Below are 24,029 nucleotides of genomic sequence, written 5' to 3'. Positions count from 1 at the left end.
CTATATCTCCGCCATTTTTTTATTGTAGCGGTTGCGGTATTCATGGGGTAACAGGCCTGTCACCAGTTTAAAGGAATTGCGGAACGTTTTCGTATCCGAATAGCCGACTTCATACATGATATCATTGATTTTACGGTCGCCGGCTTCAAGGTGTTTTTTAGCAGCCTCTATTTTCACCCGTTGAATGTATTCATTCATAGTATTGGAGGTCGCTTTTTTGAAACGGCGTTCCAGGCTTCTGCGGCCTATGGCCAGCATTTCCGCCAGCTGGTCTACCTTAATCTTTTGCTGAAAGTTATTTTCGATGAATTCCTGTGCCTGTTTAACGGAGTCATCGTCGTGTTCCTTTTGCGCCTGGAAGATGATAAAAGGTAGTTGCGCAGAGCGTTCCAGGTCCACCTGGAAGAATTTGGCGCTATAAATTGCCGCATCACGGCCCGCATATTTTTCCACCAGGTACACCAGCAGGTTTACCAGTGAAAGCCCGCCACCGCTGGAATAGATACCGCTTTCATCTGTGATTACCTTTTCCTTCACCAGCTGTACATCGGGGAACATATCGCGGAAAAGCTCCGCCGCCTTCCAGTGGGTAGTACATTTTTTTCCCATCAGCAGTCCTGTTTGGGCCAACAGGAAAGCGCCTACGCAAAGGCTCGCCACTTCAGCACCTTTTTCATACTGTTCCCGTATCCAGGTAACCAGTTCCCCGTTTCGGGCCACATTTTCCTCCACGTTTTTGTGTAGTGCCGGGATGATGATAAGATCTGTTTTGTGCAGCTCCTGTACCACCGCGTCTGCCTGGACCGTAAACAAACCGTTGTTGAGCTGTATAGCCCTCCAGGCGCCTACCAGTTGTACGTCAAACAGTGGTTCCCTGCCTTCACAGACCAGGTAGTCGTTTACTTCGGAAAAGACATGACGGGCGACTTCGATACCGGTCATAGCAGCGCCTAGTGGAATCACAATAGATACGTGCTTCATAAGACAGCGTTATTAGTTTGCAGGTTTCTCCTGCATCACAAGATAAAATATTTATGGGAATCATGGAAGCCTGCTATGTTCAGAAGGTCCCAACCAACTTACCCAATTTACGGATCGCCTGTTCCACCTGCCGGTTCCACTGTTTATTACAGCTGATGCGGATATAATTACGATAGCCGCCGGTACTGGAAAAGAGCGGTCCCGGCGCGATATTGATATCCTGTTCCAGCGCCAGTTTCTGTAGTTTCAGCGCGTCTACCTGTTTAGGGAGTTCCACCCAGAGTACGATACCGCCTTCCGGCTGACTGATCTTTATCCCTGAGGGGAAATATTGTTCGATGTGCTGACTGGTGAGCAGTACCTGTTTATGCAGCAGGGGCCGCAGTTTCCGGAGATGGCGCTGATAGGTGCCGCTGGTCAGCAGGTCGGCCAGCGACAACTGTAACACCGTTGCCGTAGCCACGTTGGTGGTGGCTTTGAGCTGCGCCACTTTTTCCAGGAACCGTCCCGGAGCGCTCCAGCCGATACGATAGCCGGAGGCCACCGTTTTGGAAAACGAGGCACATAACATCACCCAGCCGTGTTTGTCGTATGTTTTGATCGTAGTGGGCCTGGCCGGACCGAAATACAATTCTCCGTATACATCGTCTTCTATCACCGGCAGTTGGCGTTTCCGGGCCATTTCAGCAATCCACTTTTTCTTTTCATCAGATAACAGTACCCCGTTGGGATTGTTGAAATTGGAGATAAACAGGCAGGCAGCAATATCATAGGTATCGATGATATCTTCCAGTTGACCGGTATCTATACCTTCCTGCGGGTCGCAGGGCAGTTCTATTACTTTCAGTTGCAGTTGTTCGAGGCATTGCAGGATACCGTAGTAACAGGGTGACTCCACCACTACCGTATCTCCCGGTTGTGTTACCGCACGCAGGCAGAGGCTGAGCGCCTCCAGGGTACCGTTGGTCACCAGTATTTCATTGGCCGACAGGCTGCCGTTCCAGTAAAACGACAGCCGGGCAATCTGCTCCCTCAGCAGCTGGTTACCCAGTGTAGATTCATATTGCAGGTGTGCGCCGGTAAGATCACGGGAAGCCTTCTGCAGGCTGCGCCGCACCGCATTAAAGGGGATCATGTGGGTTTCCAGCGAAGCGTTGAAAAAAGAGAGAAAACCTGGTGGATAAGGTCCCGCATCGACGGGCATTTTACTGATAATACGACTCACATTTATTTCCCGGATAGCCGGAGCCGCCGTTGTAGCTACCGGTTGCGCCGTATGCGCCGTGGATTTACGCAAGGGCACGTAACCCGATTTTTCCCGGGACGACAGCAACCCTTTATCTATCAATAATCCATAGGCTTTCAGCGAAGTGCCTACACTCACGCCGAAGTGCCCGCTGAGCACACGCAGCGAGGGCAGTTTTTCACCCAACGGATACGTATCGTTGTTGATCATCGATTCTATCCGGTTAGCGATGTCGATATATTGGAAGTCCTTCATCTGTTACACTAAAATATCCAAAATCTGTATCTGTTATAGCTCCTGCAAAGTAGCTATTTTTGGGGAGACAACCACCTAAAGCATATAAGCCATGGAAATAATCAACAGCCATATCACCGACATTGACGATATCTTTTACCTCTATGACGAAGGCACCAAATACCAGTTACAGCAGGGGGTACAACGTTACTGGAAAGGATTTGAACGGTCGGTGGTAGAACAGGAGATCGCAGAACAGCGGCAATGGAAACTGGTAGCAGACGGAAAAATCGTTTGCGTATTTGTTACTACCTTCAGCGACCCACTGATATGGGGTAGCAAGGATCAGGACCCATCGCTGTATCTTCACCGGATAGCGACCCATCCGCAATACAGGGGTCGTGGATTTGTAAAACACATTGTAGACTGGGCCATACGATACGGACAGGCACACCAGCGGCAGTACCTCAGACTGGACACCGGGGCGGGTAATGAAAAGCTGAATAATTATTATGTCAGCTGCGGGTTTACCTACCTGGGCGTAGTAGACATTCCGGACCCGGTGGGCTTGCCGGCTCACTACCGGGAAGGAGGGTTTGCCATCTTCGAGCTTTCGCTTTAACAACTATCAGTCACGACTATATGAAAATACCTTTGTTAGCGCTGTTGACAGCGGCACTTGTTTCCGGGCAGCTATTCACCGCTGCCGCCCAGGGTTACGAACACTTTTCCAACTGCCGTAACGGCGCCTATGCGCTCAGCGACGGCAGTCAGCTGGTGATCAGCCCTTCCTTTGACAACGATCTCCGGTATCGCCGGATGGACGGCACCACCGGCAGGTTGTTTCTTCAGGCAGACAGCAGCTACCTCTCCGGCCCCGGATGGGCCAACGCTAAAACCCCGACTATATTTGCCCGCTTCGGCGGTTGCAATAACGACTCCCTCTTTTTCCGGCAGGATGGCAAAACGCTGACAGGAAAACGTATACCCTTTCGGGTTATACCGGTCCGTTTTAGTGGTAAGGACGCCAGTTTGTATGGGGAGCTGTTCCTGCCGGCCCATAAAAAACCACAGGCAGTAGTGATACTGCATTACGGCTCCGGACAGGAATCTGCCGTATTTAACAACTATGTGCAGTACTTGTTGCCCCTGAGCGACATAGCCGTATTTGTATACGACAAACCAGGCACCGGCAGGTCTACCGGGAAACAGACCGCCAACTTTGAACTGCTGGCTACCGATATGGAAGCCGCAGTAAAGGCTATCAGGGCGCAACCAGCCGTGAAAGGTGTTCCTATCGGTTTAATGGGAGAAAGCCAGGGCGGCTGGATAGTGCCGCTTACCGCCAGTCAGACACCCGTTGATTTTATCATCGCCAGCTACAGCCTGCTGATCCCGCCCCGTGAAGAAAACCGGCAGGAAGTATTGCACGACCTGCAGTTGGAAGGTTATAACCAACAGGATATTGCACAAGCCATGCAGGTAGTGGCTGCCACCGACCAGGTGATACGGGAAAAGTTCAACGGCGGACTTAGCGCCCTCGATTCCCTGAAAGCCCGTTATCAGCAGGCGCCCTGGTATAAGTCCCTCAAGGGAGACTATACCGGACCCATTATCAACGCCAGCCGTGCGCAGCTGGACACGCTCAAACAACTTTTCCCCCTGGACATCAACCTTGATTATGATCCGTTGCCCGCATTCCGCCGTGTTAACGTGCCTATGTTATGGGTGATTGCCGGCAAAGACACCGAAGCACCCAATGGGGCCACCATCGATATCCTGAAAGAGGCCATCACCACACGGAAAAACATCGATATGGTCATCTTCCCTCATGCAGATCATGGTATTATTGAAGTAACGGATACACCACAAGGCCCGGAAGCTTTAGGGCGGCATGCTCCCGGATATTTTGACCTGTTGCGCGATTGGGTGAAGACACGGCAGGTGAAGAAAAGTTACGGTAACGGCGTGCATTTCGGGCACCAGTGAGGAGATGCCCAGGGGGCCTTTTTTGTCGGAATACCCCTTAGCGATTGTCGCATCCCTACCCTGGTCTTTATGGTGGCTGCGGTTATCTTTGAAGATGTATTTATTCAGCGAATCCGGAGGCGCCCAATGAAAGCCATTGAAAATATTTCAGTACCCGTTACCAACCAGCAGCGGGCCAAACAGTTTTACCTGTTGCTGGGTTTTGAACTGCTGGCGGAGGTGGTGTTACCCGATGGTTACACCTGGATACAGCTGGGGTTCAGGAACCAGGTGACCACTATTTCGCTGGTACAGCAGTGGCCTCATAGTCATATGCGGGCAGGTTCCTTACAGGGACTGGTACTGGAGACGGACGATATTGACCAGGAAAGGGAACGGTTATGCCGGGAAGGCATCGCTGTCTCTACGATTGCCGTATCACCTTTTGGAAAGGTATTTTTTCTGCATGATCCCGACAACAACGGATTAAGTGTTCACCAGTTCAGTATATAATGTCCGCCAAAAGACTGATTTAAAATATCTTATAAAAAATTTAAAAATTTTTGTCCCGGTGTGTCTTATTCATGACAAGCTAGTTGTTATTCAATTATAAACAACTAAATTTATTGCCATGAAAAATTTTCTGTTATTATTCAGAGCGGATTCCACCCAAGCCGCCAAACGTTCACCGGAAGAAATGCAGGCCAGCACCAAAAAGTGGATGGACTGGATTGGAAGTATTGCAGCCCAGAACAAGCTGGTAGACCGGGGCAACCGCCTGGAACACACCGGTAAGGTACTGCGGGGCAATAATGTGGTGACCGATGGTCCGTTCACTGAAATCAAAGAGACCCTGGGTGGCTATACCATGGTTAGTGCCGGCTCCCTGGAAGAGGCTGTTGAAATGGCTAATGGCTGCCCTATACTGCAAATGGGTGGTAGTGTGGAAGTAAGGGAAATCAGTGTTTTATAATCTCCTGGAAGGATAAATTCAAAAGGCCTGTGTAATATTGCAGTATTACATAGGCTTTCATATTATGCAAGAAAAAGAACTGCTCCCCCATTTGTTCAGGACCGAATACAGTAAGATTACGGCCGTATTGTGTAAACTGCTGGGGTTTGAACACCTGGATGTTGCGGAAGATATCGCCAGCGAAACCTTTTTGTCAGCCTCCGAATTATGGGGCCTGAAGGGACTCCCTGAAAACCCGGCTGCCTGGTTGTATACCGTAGCCAAAAACAAAGCGAAAAACCATCTGAAACACCGGTCGGTGTTCCAGCAAAAAGTATCCGTACAACTCAGCCAGGCGCCTGCCAGCGAAATACCGGAGATTGATCTCTCCGCGCAGCATATCAAAGACAGCCAGCTGCAGATGATGTTCGCCGTATGTCATCCGGCTATATCCGTAGAATCGCAGATAGGGATGGCCTTGCGGGTATTGTGTGGTTTCGGCATCGAAGAGATTGCCGACGCATTCCTGACGAATAAAGACACTATCAATAAACGGCTGTTGCGGGCCAAGGAGAAGCTGCGGGAAGAAAACATCCGGATTGAATTTCCGCCTGCCGGTGAAATTCCGGGCCGGCTGGAAGCCGTGTTGCGTACCCTCTACCTGCTTTTCAACGAAGGCTATTTTTCCGCCAGCCACGACCATTCCCTTCGCAAAGATCTTTGCCTGGAAGCGATGCGGCTCACTTTCCTGTTGACCGAAAACGAAGCCACCCATAAGCCTGCCGTTAACGCATTGCTGGCATTGATGAGTTTTCAGTCCTCCCGTTTTGAAGCCCGTACCGACGACCATGGCGAGACCGTTTTATATGATGACCAGGACACTGATCTCTGGGATGAAGACCTGATCCAACAAGGTGAATATTTCCTCAACCTGGCCTCCGAAGGCAATACCGCTTCCAAATACCATTTTGAAGCAGGCATTGCCTACTGGCATACTATTAAGGCCGACACTCCGGAGAAATGGGAAAATATCCTGCAATTGTATAACCATCTGCTGACCATAGAATACTCTCCTATTGCAGCGCTCAACCGTACCTATGCCCTTTCCCGAGCCAATGGCAAAACAGTCGCCCTGCAGGAAGCGAAGAAACTGGCGCTCACAGACCACTATCAATACCATCTGTTACTGGGAGAATTATATACCGGCGTAGACAATGTTTCAGCACACAACGCCCTGGAGAAAGCATTGGCGATGAGCCATTCATCAGCAGATAAAAAAATCATCTCCCAAAAAATACAACAGCTTACGGGAAAAGACTGACATGATCTGTCACCAGCCGGTATAACCGCTGTATCACCGTTTCGTATTGCCGCCTGAAAGCGGTTTCATTGCCCTCCCTGATAGCAGCAGCTGCTTCGGGGCATAACAGTATGTCCCGTATCGTATCACTCACCAGCTCCGGATAAAAGCAGAGGGCCGAATCAAATCCTTCATAGCCTTCGTAGGAGAGCCATTCATGCACCACCATAAAATGCAGCTGAGTTGAATTGGGTAACGACATCGTGTTTAGCGGCAACCAGTATTCCCGGTGCAGCGGTGTGGCCGTTTCAATAGCGATCGCCACTTTATCAACAGCCGCTTCGGGGTTATGCTTTATTTTTCGTAGTATCCTTTCCGTTATACTGTAACGTGCTTCTTCAATGGCGTTCAAGGTACGCGGGATATCGTAGTGATGCTGTTCCAGCAGGGAAATCACCATCCCGGGAGCAGCACCTGTTTTTTCCTGCATGACCGCCTGCGTTTCCTGTATAAACAATTGCCGGGCAACAGCGATATCGCCACCGGATTTATCCAGCAGTAAACCAGCGTGCCGTAAGCCAACAGGTACCAGCTCCCTTAATTGTTTTATCCGTTCAATGTTATCCATTTACTGCAAAGTAAAAATATTTTTTCATGGCGACATGAAACGATTGCTATCACTTATCTTCATTCGCGGAAAGCGGATGCTATGTTCATTCTTACAATAAGCATGCTTAATAAAAATATTATACAAAAGATTCGCTGCTTCTCCCACCAAAGTCTTACCAATCAGCATTAAATTCCCTTTCCTATCGATTCTGTTTACATAGAAACATCGTCTCTTTCTATTCGTTTCCTTTGCGAAAAAAATTGTCATGAAAGATATTTTGCACATCGATGATATGGATGCCGAAAGTTGTATGACATCCTTCCGGACCATTGCCAATACGCTGATGAACAAGTATCTGTTACGGGTAAGAGACAGTTACTACCGTATTGTAGATTGTGAGTTTTATTATTGCAGCAGTACCCACAACGACCCGTACGCCCATTCGCATGAGCATCCCGGGAATAGTTATGGTGAATGGTATTTTCATGGTTCCGGCATGGACATTACCCTTACTACCGATCATTCTTTCGGTGGTATTTTAATCCGCGGTATCGCCCCTTTGTCAGACACGGGGCATATACCTACCCGCAACGGGGCGATCGCCGGTCCGCTGAAAGTATGCACAGAAATTTTCAAACAGTTCGGCAGCATTTTACGGGAAGATCCGTTGCATTTCGGATTGGCAGACATCTTCAGCGTTCCCACCTTCGGGCTTACCAGGCAGGCGCGCCTGTTTGCCGTACCGCGGGTTGGACTCAACAACAGCAAAGATAATGAAGACAATTACGGAGGACGGCCATATCGCTTCCTCAGTTTTCTTTATTTGCCGCATAAGGAAAGCGAGAAAGTGCGCAAGTACCTGTTACATCATTGGGATGATCCGATTTCACCTATAGAATACGAAGCCTTCAGTACAGGCAGGACCTGGTAAAATTTGTTATTCTGTCTAACGAGAACTTGGGTTACCGGCCCCGGGCTTTCGCCCGGAGCCTTTTTATGATAGTAATTGCCGGAGGGATACAAAACGGTACCCTCTTTTTTTGAGATCGGTGATCAGTTCATTCAGGCGGTTATAAAACTTATCGGTGCGGGCCGGATCGGTGCCGATATGCAGCAGCAACATAAAACCGTTGAGGCCAGCCGGTTTGGTATCTGCATATTGTAAAATGGACTGGTAGATCTCCGCAGAAGAGCGGTAACCTTTCATGGCCGGTGTGGTATAATCCGCATTGGAACGGGTACCAGGCGTGAAGTTCACCAGTTGTAATCCTGCGGCATGCGTCCACTGTGCAATAGTATCGTTGTACCATTCATAGGGTGGCAGAAAATAGGGCGCTGCACTTTTTTGTATACCCAGTGCCTGCATTTTTTGATAGTTGGCGGTGAGGTCATTTTCAAAAGCGGCGTGCGTAATTAAAAGGCTATCGCGTTTTTGCCAGTCGCAGTACAGCGGATGCTGATCAGAATGGGGACCCAGGTAATGCCCGTCTGCCTTCAATTGTCTTACCAGTGGCTGAAAAGCGGGATTCGCATAAAACTTTCCTGTCAGGAAAAACGCAGCGGGTACTTGTTGTTGTTTTAATACACGGCGTATCAACTGGCCTCCATCGGCAAATTCGTCTCCGGTAAAAACGAGGGTCAGGGTTTTACGGCTGGTATCTCCGCGGATAATACCGCCGGCAGCATACGTATAGACATTTCCGTTAGTTCTTTTATACCTGCCTTCCTGGTCCATGGCTGCCAGCAGATAAATCAGCGAAGCGGTGCCGTCCATCGTGGGTTCGTTGGTACTGTAGTCTCCGAAGTCATCGTGGTATACGGCCAGGTCGCTTTGAAACTCCGTATAGGCGTCTGGCTTAGACAAGGTGATACCGATCAGGTTTTTGTAGATGTTCGTATAAACCGGGCCATCTACCAGGGCGCCGTCCACCGGGTAATGCCCCAGGTGGGTAAAAGCGGAGTGCGGATCTTCCGGGGTATCGCCATGGGCGGGCAAACCATATACCATGCTGGTGCCCCATGGGTTGCAGCCAAAGAGCCAGTCGAAATTTGCCTGTTCCAGGGCGGCGTAGGTATCGCTGCCTGTCAGTTGGCGGTACCAATAACACTGGATCGCAAAAGCCGTAGTGAGGTTGTTGCTGCACCAGATGAAAGGGATATAGCGATAGAACGCATTATTTTTTGCCTGCTGCCATACCTTGTCAATACCGGTTTGATAGTAGCCGGCAATCGTTTCGCGGGAAGGGCCTTTCAGTTGTCGGGCCAGTTCATAATGTCCCAGGTTGATGAAGGGATACCATTGATAGTGATGGGCAGTATCGTTTCCCAGCCAGGGAGTAACTTTTTCCTGACCGGCGTATCGGATGGCCTGTTGCCGGTAAGCCTCTTTTCCGTTTAACCGGTACAGTGTGGCCGCTGCCAGTTCCATATCATCTACCCAGTTGTCTTCCGCATAGATGTAAGGCGACTTCACCGAAGCCGTTTGGCATACGCCGGGTTGTTTACGGCCCATTTCATAGGCGGTGAGGGCCTTGCGGCGAAGGGTACCGGCGTAGGCCGCATCTTTGTTTTTCAGCAGCTCGTATCCCAGGGCGAAAGCACTGGAGAATTTACCGGCCGTAGAGGCTACACCGGTAGTCTGGTTCATGAATTTACCTCTTACCTGTGGCGTGCCGGAACAGAAATAAACCGGTCGTTCGAAACCTCTTCCGTAGAAAGGGTCTTCTTTAGGCAGGCGCATCCCGTTGTGGTCGCGGTCGTCCGCAATCTGATTGAACATCCAGTTATCACGGGGATGCATTTTCAGCAGCCAGTCGAGGCCCCAGCGGGCTTCATCCAGTATATCCGGCACATTATTACCGCCTTCCAGTCCGTTGACCGCGTAGTGGTCTCCGAATACCTGCGGGAAATCGCGGTAAGCTGCCAGCAGGTGATAGGTAGCGTTGGCAGACGTAGTGGAGTACTGCAGGTAGTCGCTCGCATCGTGCCATCCGCCGGCCACATCGATATGTGTGCTGTCCGGCATGGGACCGTACAGCGTATAGCCGTCATGGGTATGACAGGAATCTTTCAGGAAAGGGTTGAAAAAAGAGCGTTGCTGCCGCATATAGCGCAACGTAAAATCTGCCGCGCCGGCGTACACGTTGGCGGCTATACGAAAGTACGGGGACCGGGTCTCCCCTGCCTGCAGGTAAAAAGTACCCGGTTGTTTCCAGGCGGAAAAATCCAGCCGGGCCGTTTCCTTAAACGGCCCGTAACGACCGAACGGTTTACCGGCGCTGCCGGTGAAAACGGGTTTACCGGTGGCGGAATCCACCAATTGAAAACCAGCCGGTACATCCGTGCCTTTAGATGCCCACACAGCCACTTTAATACCTGCGGGCAGGTATCCGAGTTGGTTGATCCTGATCCAGGATGACGGGGCCGCCATCGCCTGCATTCCGCAGAGACCGGCCAGCCACAAAAAGGCTATAAAAATCAGACAGTTCTTTTTCATCTCCCAGTATTAACATTTTCCGAAAGCTCACTGTTGTGTGCCGGCGATGTATACTTTTTCCACCTGGTATTGCTGGTCGAAAACAACCAGGTCGGCCCGGCTGCCGGGTTCGATACGGCCACGGTCTGCCAGTCCCATTAACGTAGCCGGATACAGGGTGGCCATCCGCAGGGCTTCCTCCAGCGGGATACCCGCATATTGCACACAACGTTGCACCGCGCGTATCAGGGTGAGGCGGGACCCGGAAAGTGTACCATCAGGGCGCGTGAAACGGTCCCCCTGCGCCACATGCTGGTTATAACCAACGTCATTGGCTTCCACCGCATCGGTGATGAGATACAGGCGCGGGCCCATGATTTTTTTACTGATGATGAGCGCGTTGTCATCCACATGAATATTATCGGCGATGATACTGGCGTAAATACTGTTATCGCGGAAGACAGCGCCTGGCAGACCGGTATCGCGGTGCTGGAAAGACGACATGGCGTTGAACAGGTGGGTGGCCGCTTTGATACCATTACGGAAACCTTCCATGGCTTCCGCGAAAGTGGCGTTGCTATGCCCGGCAGAGAGCACAATGCCTTGTTCATCGAGCCAGCGGAGAATGGCCGGGTCGCATCGTTCCGGCGCGACCGTCATCATTTTCACGACACCGCCGGCGGCCGCCAGCAGGCTTTCCAGCTCCTCCCGCTCAGGGTATTTGATTAATTCTTCCGGATGGGCGCCCTTTTTTACCGGATTGATATAAGGGCCTTCCAGGTGCATACCCAGTATGGCAGGATGCGGATGATTACGTACGATACCGATACACTCATGGAATACCGCCATGGTATCCGTGGCCAGGGTGAGCAGGAAACCGGTGGTACCGCTTTTTACCAGCGCCTGTGTCATCGCATGAAGCGCTTCCACAGAAGGTCTGGCAGCAAAAAGATAGCCCCCGCCCCCGTAGATCTGGAGGTCCAGCAGTCCGGGTGCGATGTTCATCCCCGTGCAATCCACCACGGCAGCGTGGCCGGGAATTTCTCCCGGGTTGAGCAAGGCCTTTATTTTTCCCTGCTCCATCAGCAGCGATTTACCGGTGACGATCTGTGCGCCGGTATAGATGGTTCCGTTAGTAAGTGCAGTAAGCATAATGATATGTTGATACCCGGGCTGCCGGGCGTATATGGCTTAAAAGCAGAAAAAATAGGAAAAGATCCGTAGAAAAGCAACTGTGATGGACATGATTAATATTGATTTCGCTGATTAGCGGAGATAAAAAGGGATGCCCATTGCCGGCAGCGAAAATTGTTTATATTGTAGGATAACATTCGATATATGCCAAAGTTCCCGTTATTGTTTGTATGTACGATCGTAACCCTATCCTCCTTTGCCCAGGAGACCATGCAGCTTTCCAAAAAAGTGACGCTTTCCTGGAATCGTAATATAGAGACCTATTTTATTGTAGAGAAGCTCGCCGTACAGCACATTGGTCATATCGTGTTTACCCGCAAAGACAGCGTTTACGCGCATCAGCCGCTGATCCGGGCCGCCACGGCGCGTTTCGGGCATTATGTGGATAGTCCGGTAGTCCTCCGTATGGCAGCCCTGCTCACCGAACTGCGGGAGCAGTTCCACGATAACGCCGAGATCGTGGAATATGTGTTGCATCAGCGGCCTTTCCCTGCCCGGGGCGCGCTGTATCCTTTCGATGATAAAGCCTTGCTGCACAGCGACGAACATCCGCAGGCATTGGCCCGGCTGCAGGAGTTGACGGACAGTCTCCGTTCCTTTTATCAACAGGCGGGTGTCGGGCGTTTTTTGCAGGAGAACAAACGATTTTATACCGGCGTATTAAAAGAGGCCGCAAAATATATCCGTCCGGATATTTTTCCGTACATGGAACAATACTATGGTGAACATTTTGACAAATATGCGCTGTATGTGATGCCTTCTATGCCTATTCCTGCCGGGGATGATAATTACAGGGCTTTTGGCCCGAATTTTTACTGGCCGGAAGGCCATGTATCGGCCATGGTGATGAGTGTCAATACCATGTTACCCGTAAAACCGTCCATGAAAGACTATACCACCTTTGGTTATGGCAACGCCGCCACCATGCAATTTCTCACCGTTCATGAGATGGGACATTCTTTTGTGAACCCTCCGGTGAACAAGATCGAAGGCCAGGTATTACAGGATACCGCTTTATTTACCCCGGCGTTACAGAAAGCCCTCGAACCCTCCTATATCGGCAGCTGGAAGACCTGTGTGATAGAACACCTGGTGCGGCTGGGTGAAATCAGGATAGCTGTGGCCATGCATGACCAGGCCGAAGCCGGGCGGCTGCGGAAAATGCATATCGGGGAGTTTCATTTTGTATTGTTACCGCTGCTCGAAGAAAAAATACAGCAGTATGAACAGCACCGGGACCGTTATAAAACCTTTGCCGATTTCCTACCCGAGTTGCTGGGAGTTTTTCATGCATTGACACCGGCTGCGGTAGACAGGATGGTTACTGGTTCCGCGGATCGGGGATAATCGATGCAAAGATTTTCAATATGGCTGACATCTATTTTTTAGTATATTTATAACAACTGGTACCTATTACATCACTAAATCTACCTTATGAGTACGCTCCCGACGAGGCATAGACTATTCGACGCAGTAAAGTTTCAGCTGGAGAAATTCCCGAAACAGGATATGCTGGCTGCCAAGGTTAATGGCAGCTGGAAGACTTTCAGTACCGCCAGTGTCAGTGAAACAGTGGACCGCTTTAGCGCCGGCCTGTTACAGCTGGGCATAGGCGGCAATGATTTTACGCCCGAAGGTGCAGACAAAATAGCCATCATCAGCAATAACCGGCCGGAATGGATATTTACCGATCTGGCAGTGCAACAGACCGGCGCGGTGCTGGTACCCTTGTATCCTACCACCAATCCGGCAGAAATACAGTTTATCCTGAACGATGCCGCGGTGAAGTACATTTTTGTCAGCAGTAAAGAGATGCTGGAAAAAATACAGGCTTTACGGGAAGGTGTTCCTACTTTACAACAGATCTTCACCTTTGATGAGATACCCGGCGCCACGCACTGGAGCACCATTCCGGCGCAGGCCACGCCAGCCTTGCTGTCGCAGGTAGAATCGCTTAAAAACAGTATCGATCCCGGGCACCTGGCTACCATCATCTATACCTCCGGTACCACCGGTACCCCTAAAGGCGTGATGCTAACGCATACGAATATATCCTCCAATGTGATGTATTCCAAAGCCAGCTTTCCCTTTGATGATGCGCCACAACAGAAAGTGCTTAGTTTTCTGCCCCTGAATCATATTTTCGAGAAGACGGTCACCTATATTTATCTTTTCAGCGGTATCAGCATCTACTATGCCGAGAGCCTGGATACGCTCAGTGAAAACCTGAAAGAGATTTCCCCGGATGGTTTTACCACCGTACCACGGCTGCTGGAGAAGGTATTTGAAAAAATCATGGCCACCGGCAACAGTCTCACCGGTATCAAACGGCGGCTGTTTTTCTGGGCAGTATCCCTGGCCGGTAAATATGACAATAACATCAGTGGAGGCGCCTGGTACAACTTCCAGCTCTCTATCGCCAACAAACTGATCTTCAGCAAATGGCGGGAAGCCCTCGGCGGCAATATCAGCTATATCGTTACCGGCGGCGCAGCATGCCAGGAGAAGTTACTCCGCATTTTTAATGCCGCCCAAATACCGGTGTATGAAGGATATGGGCCGACTGAAAACAGTCCGGTTATCTGCGTAAACCGCAGAAAACCCGGTGGTACCAAATTCGGTACTGTTGGCCCGCCTATTGAAGGCATTGAAGTGAAACTGGAAGAAGACGGCGAAATATGCGTAAAAGGCACCACAGTGATGAAAGGTTATTATAAACGCCCGGACCTGACCGCCGAAACCGTTATCGATGGCTGGCTGCATACCGGTGATATCGGCGTATGGGTAGATAATAAATTCCTGAAGATCACCGACCGTAAAAAAGAGTTATTCAAAACCAGCGGTGGTAAATACGTGGCGCCACAACCCATTGAAAACAAGTTCAAGGAAAGTCCGTTTATTGAGCAGATCATGGTGGTTGGCGAAGGCCGTAAGTTTACCGGCGCGCTGATCGTACCTGCGTTCCCATATCTTAAATACTGGATGGAGAAACAGAACCTTCCTTTCACCACACATGCAGAAGCCCTTGCCCGTCCGGAAGTACAGGCCGCCTATCAAAAAGTGATAGACGACTACAACCAGTACTTCAATCATGTGGAACAGATCAAACGATTTGAACTGTTGCCCGACGAATGGAGCATCGGAGGCGGTGAAATGACGCCTAAATTAAGTTTGAAAAGAAAAGTTGTACTCGAAAAATACAAAAATGCGATAGAGAAAATTTATCAGCACGAGCACGAATAAATATTTCAATGCCCTGGCAGCCTGGTGCTGTCAGGGCCAATTGACTATCCTTACAATTTTAGCTTCATCCATCTGCCAGGCGCGAATTTCATCATTTCTCTCCGCCGCAGCCTGCTCCTCTCCCTCTGCTCCCGTTGACCAGCTGGCTTTGTAATGCTCAGGATTGTGATTATGTATCCTAAAAGCGGCTTCCAGCGCTGTTTGTTGCATCACCAGGTCTTTACTGTGCTGGTAGATGATCTTAAAAACATTCGTATACAAATAAGGTAGTTTCTTTTCCGTTGGGCTTAGCACCAGGTAAAAAAACTGGGTCGTCATATATATGTGTAATTGTAAAGTGAATAGGTCAGCCGGTTGGAGCCGACGGATGAGCGGTAATATAAGGAAATTTAACGAGGCGTTACTTTCCAATATGATAATTAACAACCCAGGCGCCACCTGAAATTTCAACGTTAATTAGCCACCACACTAACCCGTCCGTGCTTAATCACCATCTCCGGTGCAAACAACCGGGATATATCTTTTAAAGGATCATTATCCAAAATCAGCAGGTCCGCCTTTTTGCCGGCGCGGATAACACCGCGATCTTTCAAACCGGTCACCAGCGCACCGTTGAGTGTAGCGCATTGCAGCGCTTCAGCCGGGCTCATACCACCACGACTCACCAGCAGCTTCATTTCTTCCATCAGTGGTACCTGCTCATTTTTGGCAGGATAAATCCAGTCCGTACCGGCTACCACGGCAACGCCTAAACGATGTGCCAGCCGCGTAATCGTAAAAGCGTTTTCCATTTTGTTATTCCCGGCGTGAAAGACCGTCGGGTCCAGGAAAATTCCTTTTTCTTTCATCTGTTTCAGCAGGGTTATCTGTACGTTGGTATCCAGTACAAAACCTTTATATAGTTTTTGCCAGGCGCTGGATATCGCCAGGGTATCGCCCGGTAATTGCTGAAAACATAAGTCATTGGCGTGGGACAGGCTGTTGACGCCGGCGGCTACCGCATCAGCGGGCTTGGCCGGAAATACGCTACCATGGCTCCATACCTGTATTCCTTGCTGGTGCGCTTCCTTTGTAATATCGGCTATCTGCTGACGGGAAAGATCTGCGTATACCTTGATACCGGTAACCCCCGCGCCTTTGGCAGACGCGATAGCCAGCCGCAGGTCTGTTTCCGGGGAGATGGCACAATACCAGGGTGTGGTGCCCAAATCAGCTGAAGACCTGGAGCCACCACCCAGCAACTTAAAATAACCCGGACCGGCAAATTGGGCGGCGTAAAAAATATCCGGCGCCGGTAGCTGACCGGTAGCTGCCAGGCGGCTATACCCCGCCAGGAAAATAGCATCGCCCGCCATATCACGGACGGAGGTAATGCCGTGGCGGAACATATTCAGCAGTATGCTATCCGTGGTTTGTTCCGCCGCCCGCTGATGATCCATGTTCATAGTCGCCAGGTGTACGTGGGCGTCCATGAGTCCGGGTGTAATAAATTTCCCGGTGCAGTTGATGACACTATCGGCCGCCGGTGCGCTGCCATACACTACTTCAACAATTTTACCATCCCGGATCAGCACCGCGCCTTTACGTGGAGCAACGCTTGCTTCGCCATCAATGATGGTTGCATTTTTCAGCAACAGCGTACGTCCACGCTGCGCAACAACCTGGCTAACACAAGCCAGCAACACGGCTATCCAAAATATCTTTTTCATCCGTTTTACAGTTTTTTTAATGCTTCTATATCGATGTGTTGTTGAACGATGTTTCCTTCACGGTTGATGAGAAACATCGCAGGCAACGATTGTACTTTATAGGCCTGTACAAAATCGCTTTTCATGCCGTTGGGGCTGACAAGCTGCAACCAGGGTATCTTGTCTGATGCCACCGCTTTTTTCCACAGTTCCTTGTTTTCATCTACTGACACGGACACAAAGCCGATACCTTTTTTGCTCAGCTCTTCATAATACTCCGCCAGCTTGCGATTACCGGCACGGCAGGGGGTACACCAGGAAGCCCATACATCCAGCAATACATACCGATGCCGACGGAAGAGGCTATCCAATGCTACCTGATGGCCATCGATACTGCTAAGGGCAAATACAGGCGCCTGTTTGCCGGTCATGCTGACAGCCGCAGCCGCAGCCTGTTTCTGTTGCAGGACGGTATAGGTAACCTTAGCAGCCGGCTGAGGCCGGAACAGCGGCATCAGTTTTTCCAGCGATGCCGGTGTCCAGGCGAACGCGTAGGAATAAGCCATCCAGGCGCCGGCGAGGTTATTGGCGTTGTTTATGGCGAACTGCAGGCGGGCTTGTTGCACTTTTCCGGCATAATGGTCCATTTCTTTGTTAATGGCTAATTTGGTATCCAGATCGGTAGTCGTTTCATAACGGCGGCCGGCTTCACTCCAGGCTTTTTCATCGGGAGCAATGGAACGCTGGAAGCTGTCGAGGCGCCGCTGGAGCGTACCGCCCTTTACTATCACCTGGCTATCTTTATCGATGGTAATGTTGATGGGGGTCCCTTTTTCGCCCAGCACGGTCACATTCACAAAAGGTTGGCGCAAAGAGACGGTATACACGGCGCCGGCTTGTGGCAGTTGACTGGCCGCCACCTTAGCCGACAGGTGTGGTGTATCTACCAGTTTCCGTTCCGGCCATTCCTGGTAGATGGTGACCTTTGCCGCATCGGCATGAATGGCGGAAGATAGCTTCAGTTGCTGCGCCCCGGCGGTAACTGGCAGCAGTCCCAGCACCAGGTAAAATGGTAATTGTTTCATCTGCATGGTATTGATAACGGGAACGCCGTTGGCGCGTTCCCGTTGGTGGTTTTATGACTTTACTCAGCGAGGGTTTTGTAGAATGCCGGGATTGATACCGATGATTTTGGGCGCTATCGGCAATACGTAGCGCGGATCATTGGGAGGTAATGTATAAGTTGTATTCTGGACTACACGAGTCAGTGTTTTTTGGAAACGGGGATCACGGTTGAGCCGTTTCAGATCAAACCAGCGGAGACCGTGGTACAGCAGTTCCAGTCTTCTTTCCCGGAGTACCAGGTCTAATGCAGCGTCGTTCGTGGCGGCAGTCAGTTCGGTATAGTCTGCCGGTTTAAAACGTTTTTGCCGCAGGATATTAAGCAGTGCCACCGCTTCTACCGGATGATTGTTGCGCGCCAGGCATTCTGCTTTGATCAGCATCATTTCCGGCACTCCGATGCTATAGTTGACACTGTTCACATAATATTCCGGATAGGGACTGGTAATCGGTTTCCCTTTACTATCGAGCCGGCTGAACGTATAGATATAGCGCAGGTCTTTTTCACCCAGGATACTCAGCAGATCGGGGTTGATCATAAAACGGGCCAGTGTACCGTTACCGCCATTCGTTTTGGAGAATAGATTCTCCGGGTTGTTTTCCGGCAGCGGTTTGCCATTGATACCGTTGGCAGGAATCAGCGGGTTCCTAAAACTGAAAGTATTATAATCCAGCAGCGTACTGTTCAGGGCCAGTGCCGCTTCCGCAGCCTGTTGCGCGCCGGCATAGTTGCCCATATAGAGGTATACTCTTGCCAATAATGCATTGGCAGCGGCCTTACCCGGGTGTACATACGTTCTGCCGGTGACTGGCAATTCACTGATGGCCAGGGCATCGTGCAGGTCTTTCAGGATCTGATCGTATACTGTTTGTACCGAAGCCCGGGTTGTTTTAGCTTCCAGGTCGGGAACCAGCAGCACCGGCACACCCGGATCTGTGCTTGCACTGACAGCCCTGTAGTCGGCGCCGTACAGGTTTACCAGGTTGAAATAAAAGTAGGCCCGGTGAATTTTCGCCTCCGCGGTCATACGGTTTACATCTGCTACCGTACCATCGGTAGCCGTGCTGAGATTGGCCAGTACCAGGTTACAGTTATAGATGTATTTGTACATATTATTCCATTCGCTGTCGTCTTCCGTTACTTTCAGCAATTCCCGTCTCCACAGATAGGAACGGGTATTCCTGGTATCGGCCACCAGATAAGCATCTATAATCGCCAGATCATCTGTCATCACCTCGTTATAGGCATAGCTGGCATCCGCCAGCAACACATCATTCAGAAAAAGCTCCAAATCCGCCACTGTCTTCGGTATGAACTTCCTCTTCGGGGTAACATCCATAAATTTATTGCAGCTGCTGGTGAGCAACGCTGCCCCTGCCAGGCAATATATGATCCATTTTTTCATGACTTTACATTTTGAGATTTACAGTTCAACCCTTACGGTCAATGTTGTTACTCTTGGCTCCGGCAGGTAATAAGCGCCGGTGATCGGGTCGATCGCTTCCGGATCGATACCATATTTATTTTTCTTCCAGAGCGCCACATTATTCATCTGCCCGATGATATGTACCCCCTTCAGGAAACTACCCTTCAGCATTTTCGCGGGGAAGTCATATCCCAGTTGTATTTCCCGCAGGCGGATATAATCGCCGGAGATAATGCTATTGGTAGAATAGCGCATGGCATTTTCTCTTCCGTCATAAAAATCATCCGGGTTAAATGACTGCGTCATCGCTGCAATGTCTGTAAAGGCTTCATCGCCTGGTTTGCGCCAGCGATTGCGGATCTGGTAATTCATCGCATTGGAGAACTCCAGTGCATTCATGGAAGGCATTTCCCGACGGAGCACATTCCCGAAATTGAAAATGGTCATCACGCTGGCAAAGAAATTTTTATAGTAGAAGATATTCGTGAAGCCTCCGGAATAAGGCGCCCGGTAAGTACCGCTATTCACTACAGAGGAGAACACCGGGACTTTCACCTTTTCATCTTTATCGCCATAAACAGTTGGGTTGCCTTTGCTGTCCAGCCCGGCCCAGCGGTAGCTCCAAACGGACTCTCTGGAATAACCTTCCACAAACTGTGTAGTACCCGAAACCCTGTTTCTTTCCGGTGCACTATCCGGAATCTTGTTTTCAACAATAATATTGTGGTTATAGGCGGCATTCAGGCGGCTGGTCCATTTAAAAGAACGTATATCCAGCACCGTAGCCTGGATGGCCAGTTCTATGCCATTGTTACGCATTTTGGCAGCATTGATTTTCATGTTGGCCATGCCAACAGTCGGGTCCAGGATGGTGGTACCCAGGAGGCCGTATCCGTATTTACGGTATACATCTGCCGTAATCTGCAAGCGGTTGTCAAACATGCCGAGATCGAGCCCCATGTTGAGGGTACGCGTTCTTTCCCAGCGGAGCTTGGGGTTATAGCTATCTACCCTGGCGTTGTAATCGCCTGTAACCCCCTGAAACCTTTTGGTAGCCACCAGCAACGGTGTGGTAGTACGATCGAAGTTCCCCGTCAACCCGATAGAAGTGCGGAGTTTTAACAGGCTTATTTTCTCCCAGCGGAAAAATTTCTCGCGGGCAATATCCCACGCACCACCTGCAGACCACAGCGGGTTATTACGGTATTTAGGGTCTACCCCGAAAAGGTTGGACTTATCGACACGATAGCTACCGGTCAGCGTATAACGGTCGTCGTAGGTATAGGTAGCCATGCCGTAGAAGGATTGCTGTCTTTCATCGTTGAAATCGAAACCATCGTAACCCAGGACATCGAAACTGGGTAAGGAACTGCCATTCCACCACTTCAGCGTATTTTTCAACAGCATATTCTGATCAACCGGTTTGAAGATCAGCAACGCATCATCATATCCGAATTTAGCAGCATTCAACCCTTCCGTAATGTATTTTTTTGTTTCCGTACCTGCAGCCAGATTGAGGAAGTGTACGGAACGGAATACATTGGTGTAGTTTAACTGTCCGCGGACTGCCCAGTTGGAGAAGGTGGTTTCCGATGTTCTCAGGATGGCTCCTTTGGGTATATTAAAGACAGCGTTCCCGGCGCCATCCACGGAGGCATACCTGTTCACGAAACTGCGGGTATCGTAGGATTGCTCATCACCCAGGTTTTTCCCGTTTTGTTTCATTTTGTCGTACAGAAAATCGGCATTCAGGGTAAGTCCTTTGATGATTTTCCATTCTCCGCCGACTTTGGTACGCAGGCCAAATTTTTTCTGGCTATTATTAGCCAGGCGGGCTTCTTCCAGCAGGTTACGGCCATTGTCGAGATAGCCTTTGGATAACAGCCGGTCGTTTTCCATTTTATTAAAACCGGTGTAGTCGTACAGGTATTTGCCGTTTGGATCGACCAGTAACTGGTAAGGCGGTGTTTGCAGGATACCGCTATTCAGCGTGGGACCGGTTTGGTTATCCTGGAAAGTGCCGTTCATATCTACGCTGAAACGCAGGCGGCTGTTTACTTCCAGGTCGTTCCGCATATTGAGCTGGAAAAGGTTTGACTTATCGGCGATATAAGTCGCCTGGTTGTGATCGTAGGAACCGGATACCATGAACCGGTATTTGCCGCTGCCGCCGGAGAGGGACAGGAAGTGGTTCTGGCGAAGACCGGTACGCATCAGCAGATCACGCACCTGGGACATATTGGACAGTGAGCCGAGGGAATCCTGCTTACGGGCAAACTCCTGCTGGGTGATTTCACCACTTTTCAGGCGGAATAAGAGATCGTAGGAAGGCGAATAACCGTTGGATTGATTATCAAAATACATCCGGTCTATAAACCCTTTATCATAGGACTCTTTATCAAAATCCACCAGATCTCTGGCATTGGCCCGGTCGAGGCGGGAGTAATCCGGCCGTTGGGTGAAATAGACGTTGGTAGCATAGTTGACCCGCATCTTACCTTCCTTTCCTCTTTTAGTGGTGATGACCACCACCCCGTTGGAAGCGCTGGCGCCCCAAACGGCCGCTGCAGCCGCGTCTTTGAGCACGTCTATTTTCTCTACATCATTGAGGTTGTCAGGGAGTTGATTAACCGGGAACCCATCGAGGATAATCAGCGGCGCGGTGCGGTCCGTGCCGATGGAGCTGCCACCCCTCACCTGCAGGTTGATGCCCGTTGGGCGACGAACACCGTTCACGCGGTCATAGCCTGAAGCCAGTGTTAATCCGGGTACACTGCCTTCCAGCACGGAGGTAATGGACTGGCTGGACCTGCGTTCCACTTCCCGGGAAGATATCGCGCCATAGGCGCCGGTCGTATTTTTGCGGGCCAGGTTTTGATAACCTGTAGAGATAACTACCTCGGGGATAGATTTCAGGGACGGTTGCAGCGTCAGGTTCACCATGGTATTGGCGTTTACGTCCAGCTCCTGGTGTTCATACCCTACGCAGCTGATATGAATACGGCTGTTGGGTTGGGAGAGTTTCAGTGTAAAATAACCTTTAGCGTCCGTAATGGCCGCATTGCGGTTATTTTCCTCCCGGACAGTAATGCCGGGGTTGTAGGCGATATTGTCACCTTCATACAGCCCTATACGGCCCTGGATAATAGGTTCTTTGGGAGCGGCGGGGCGCAGGCTGACGCTGATCATATTATCCTGCTGCCGGAAAGCGTACCGGTAGCGGTCTGCCAGGTATTGCAGCACATCCTCCAACGTTCTGACAGCAGGTGGAATGCTGATATTCTCCTGTTTGTCGATCGATGATCCGGAGTAAAAGAAACGAACCTGGAAGATAGCTTCCAATTGTTTAAATGCTTTTTCGGCAGGGACTTTCTCTATCGCGACATTTTTTCTTTCCTGTGCAGAAAGGTGCGTTGTAGTGAGTATCAACGCCGTCATTACCGTCAAGGCAATAGTTCGGCTGATCGTTGTCCACAGGGACAACCGGCAGTGTGGTAGATGCATAAAATAACGGTCCTGTTTTGGTTGGTTACTGAATTACGACATTGGTTGAATCAGTGAATCGGTACTGTTTATTTAAAGTGAAACAAAGTATTTCGAGCACCGCTGGCAGTGCATCGTTTTTAAACTTACCGGTAAACGTTTCCTGTTGCAGGTTCATGCCGGTAACGGTAATATGTATATTATAACATGCTTCCAGCTGTTGTATCACCTCTGGTAGCGGCGTATGTTCGAATACGATCTCCTGCGCTTTCCAGGTGTTCAGTGTTGTTTTGGGGAAGATAGATTTCTGCGGATGTGCCGGTGCAGCGGGATCTATCAGCAGGCTTTCAGAAGGCGACAATACAGCCACCAGGTTTCTTTTACCCTGGTAGTCCTTTTCAATTTTCACTTTTCCTTCTTCCAGCAATACCTGTATTTTTCCGTGGGTGGCAGTCATACGGAAAGCGGTACCCAATGCGGTGACGAAGTAATCGTCTCCCTGTACTTCAAATGGCCGGTGGCGGTCCTGTTGCACCTTAAACCAGGCGGTACCGGTGAGGCGCATATGGCGATGTTGTTGGCCAAAAGCACTGTCCAGTTCCAGTATGGAATTTCCATCCAGCAGCACGTAACTGCTATCAGGCAGGTTAAAGCCGGTGCGGGGCTGGCCCATGGTGCTGTAGTACAGCCGGGGAGTATTGACCTGATGAACGGCTATAGCGGGTTTCCGTGAGAGTGCAGGACGTAGTAACCAGGCGGCCCCCAGGCATAGCAACAGTACCGCTGCAGCAGCGTAGTACCAGGCATAGCGGTGGATACGGGGCCGGCTGGTTTGCAGCAGCCATTCATCCATCGCCACCATGGCGGCAGGTTTTTCCTTTTCCGCCACCAATAGCCATGATGCCATCTTTACCGCCGCCACCGCCTCGCGGATGACCGGTTCCTGCCCGGGATGCGCCTCAATCCACGACTCCCAATAGGCAACATCCACTTCGTTACTACGAAAGCAGTAATGAATGAAAGAAGCCTCTCCTATTAATTTTTCGACCGAAATCTCGTCCATCCTGTCAACACTTTTATCAAACAGAGGGAAAACCAGGATAGAT

General features: G+C 50.3%; 19 protein-coding genes. 8 read left to right on the top strand and 11 right to left on the bottom strand.

The annotated features are described in order from the left end of the window. Complete coding sequence (locus ICL07_RS21105) at positions 1-981, bottom strand: GlxA family transcriptional regulator (protein ID WP_188090028.1); 981 nt, start codon at positions 979-981, stop codon at positions 1-3. Positions 982-1,060: 79 nt separating this feature from the next. Continuing rightward, a complete protein-coding gene (locus tag ICL07_RS21100; protein ID WP_188090027.1) occupies positions 1,061-2,482 on the bottom strand; it encodes an aminotransferase-like domain-containing protein in 1,422 nt (473 codons plus the stop codon). Between the two features lie 91 nt (positions 2,483-2,573). On the opposite strand from ICL07_RS21100, the gene ICL07_RS21095 reads away from it, so the two are divergent. The 5 genes from ICL07_RS21095 (at position 2,574) to ICL07_RS21075 (ending at position 6,702) form a co-directional block, all read left to right on the top strand. After that, complete coding sequence (locus tag ICL07_RS21095) at positions 2,574-3,083, top strand: GNAT family N-acetyltransferase (protein ID WP_188090026.1); 510 nt, start codon at positions 2,574-2,576, stop codon at positions 3,081-3,083. 20 nt (positions 3,084-3,103) lie between these two features. Further along, on the top strand, positions 3,104-4,450 hold the full coding sequence (locus ICL07_RS21090; RefSeq protein WP_188090025.1) for an alpha/beta hydrolase family protein: 1,347 nt from the start codon (positions 3,104-3,106) through the stop codon (positions 4,448-4,450). A 126-nt stretch (positions 4,451-4,576) separates the two neighbouring features. Then, on the top strand, positions 4,577-4,942 hold the full coding sequence (locus ICL07_RS21085) for a VOC family protein (RefSeq protein WP_188090024.1): 366 nt from the start codon (positions 4,577-4,579) through the stop codon (positions 4,940-4,942). Between the two features lie 118 nt (positions 4,943-5,060). Next, positions 5,061-5,402, top strand: a complete 342-nt coding sequence (locus ICL07_RS21080; RefSeq protein WP_188090023.1) for a YciI family protein — start codon at positions 5,061-5,063, stop codon at positions 5,400-5,402. Between the two features lie 64 nt (positions 5,403-5,466). Then, entirely contained in the window at positions 5,467-6,702 is a 1,236-nt protein-coding gene (locus tag ICL07_RS21075) for an RNA polymerase sigma factor (protein ID WP_188090022.1), read from the top strand. On the opposite strand, the gene ICL07_RS21070 is transcribed toward ICL07_RS21075, so the two are convergent. Further along, complete coding sequence (locus tag ICL07_RS21070; protein ID WP_188090021.1) at positions 6,686-7,309, bottom strand: hypothetical protein; 624 nt, start codon at positions 7,307-7,309, stop codon at positions 6,686-6,688. The genes ICL07_RS21075 and ICL07_RS21070 overlap by 17 nt on opposite strands. A 247-nt stretch (positions 7,310-7,556) precedes the next feature. Here ICL07_RS21070 and ICL07_RS21065 point away from each other — a divergent pair, with 247 nt between their 5' ends. Next, on the top strand, positions 7,557-8,222 hold the full coding sequence (locus ICL07_RS21065) for a DNA-3-methyladenine glycosylase (RefSeq protein WP_188090020.1): 666 nt from the start codon (positions 7,557-7,559) through the stop codon (positions 8,220-8,222). Between the two features lie 63 nt (positions 8,223-8,285). Here ICL07_RS21065 and ICL07_RS21060 read toward each other — a convergent pair whose 3' ends face one another. Beyond that, positions 8,286-10,787: a bifunctional glycoside hydrolase family 9 protein/polysaccharide deacetylase gene (locus ICL07_RS21060; RefSeq protein WP_188090019.1), complete on the bottom strand. Its 2,502-nt coding sequence runs from the start codon at positions 10,785-10,787 to the stop codon at positions 8,286-8,288. Positions 10,788-10,814: 27 nt separating this feature from the next. Beyond that, positions 10,815-11,918: an N-acetylglucosamine-6-phosphate deacetylase gene (gene nagA, locus ICL07_RS21055; RefSeq protein ID WP_188090018.1), complete on the bottom strand. Its 1,104-nt coding sequence runs from the start codon at positions 11,916-11,918 to the stop codon at positions 10,815-10,817. Between the two features lie 186 nt (positions 11,919-12,104). Here nagA and ICL07_RS21050 point away from each other — a divergent pair, with 186 nt between their 5' ends. Together ICL07_RS21050 and ICL07_RS21045 are read left to right on the top strand one after the other, a co-directional pair. Continuing rightward, positions 12,105-13,307, top strand: coding sequence for a DUF4932 domain-containing protein (locus ICL07_RS21050; protein ID WP_188090017.1), 1,203 nt, complete (start codon positions 12,105-12,107; stop codon positions 13,305-13,307). A gap of 87 nt (positions 13,308-13,394) precedes the next feature. After that, positions 13,395-15,203, top strand: coding sequence for an AMP-dependent synthetase/ligase (locus ICL07_RS21045; protein ID WP_188090016.1), 1,809 nt, complete (start codon positions 13,395-13,397; stop codon positions 15,201-15,203). Positions 15,204-15,233: 30 nt separating this feature from the next. Here ICL07_RS21045 and ICL07_RS21040 read toward each other — a convergent pair whose 3' ends face one another. The 6 genes from ICL07_RS21040 to ICL07_RS21015 form a co-directional block, all read right to left on the bottom strand. Beyond that, positions 15,234-15,521, bottom strand: a complete 288-nt coding sequence (locus tag ICL07_RS21040; protein WP_188090015.1) for a hypothetical protein — start codon at positions 15,519-15,521, stop codon at positions 15,234-15,236. A gap of 134 nt (positions 15,522-15,655) precedes the next feature. Beyond that, the gene (locus tag ICL07_RS21035) at positions 15,656-16,912 is read right to left on the bottom strand and encodes an amidohydrolase family protein (RefSeq protein ID WP_188090014.1); all 1,257 of its coding nucleotides are present in this window, start codon (positions 16,910-16,912) and stop codon (positions 15,656-15,658) included. A gap of 5 nt (positions 16,913-16,917) precedes the next feature. After that, complete coding sequence (locus tag ICL07_RS21030; protein ID WP_188090013.1) at positions 16,918-17,976, bottom strand: TlpA family protein disulfide reductase; 1,059 nt, start codon at positions 17,974-17,976, stop codon at positions 16,918-16,920. A gap of 63 nt (positions 17,977-18,039) precedes the next feature. Next, positions 18,040-19,419: a RagB/SusD family nutrient uptake outer membrane protein gene (locus ICL07_RS21025; protein ID WP_188090012.1), complete on the bottom strand. Its 1,380-nt coding sequence runs from the start codon at positions 19,417-19,419 to the stop codon at positions 18,040-18,042. Between the two features lie 18 nt (positions 19,420-19,437). Next, the gene (locus ICL07_RS21020) at positions 19,438-22,944 is read right to left on the bottom strand and encodes a SusC/RagA family TonB-linked outer membrane protein (RefSeq protein WP_188090011.1); all 3,507 of its coding nucleotides are present in this window, start codon (positions 22,942-22,944) and stop codon (positions 19,438-19,440) included. A gap of 25 nt (positions 22,945-22,969) precedes the next feature. Beyond that, positions 22,970-23,986 (bottom strand): FecR family protein, encoded by a 1,017-nt coding sequence (locus ICL07_RS21015; RefSeq protein WP_188090010.1) that lies wholly within the window; start codon positions 23,984-23,986, stop codon positions 22,970-22,972. Between the last annotated feature and the right edge of the window lie 43 nt (positions 23,987-24,029).

This window comes from Chitinophaga qingshengii (assembly GCF_014529935.1).
Classification (GTDB): Bacteria; Bacteroidota; Bacteroidia; order Chitinophagales; family Chitinophagaceae; genus Chitinophaga; species Chitinophaga qingshengii.
The sequence above is the reverse complement of the archived record's forward strand: the minus strand, read 5'-3'. Positions and strand labels throughout refer to the sequence as shown.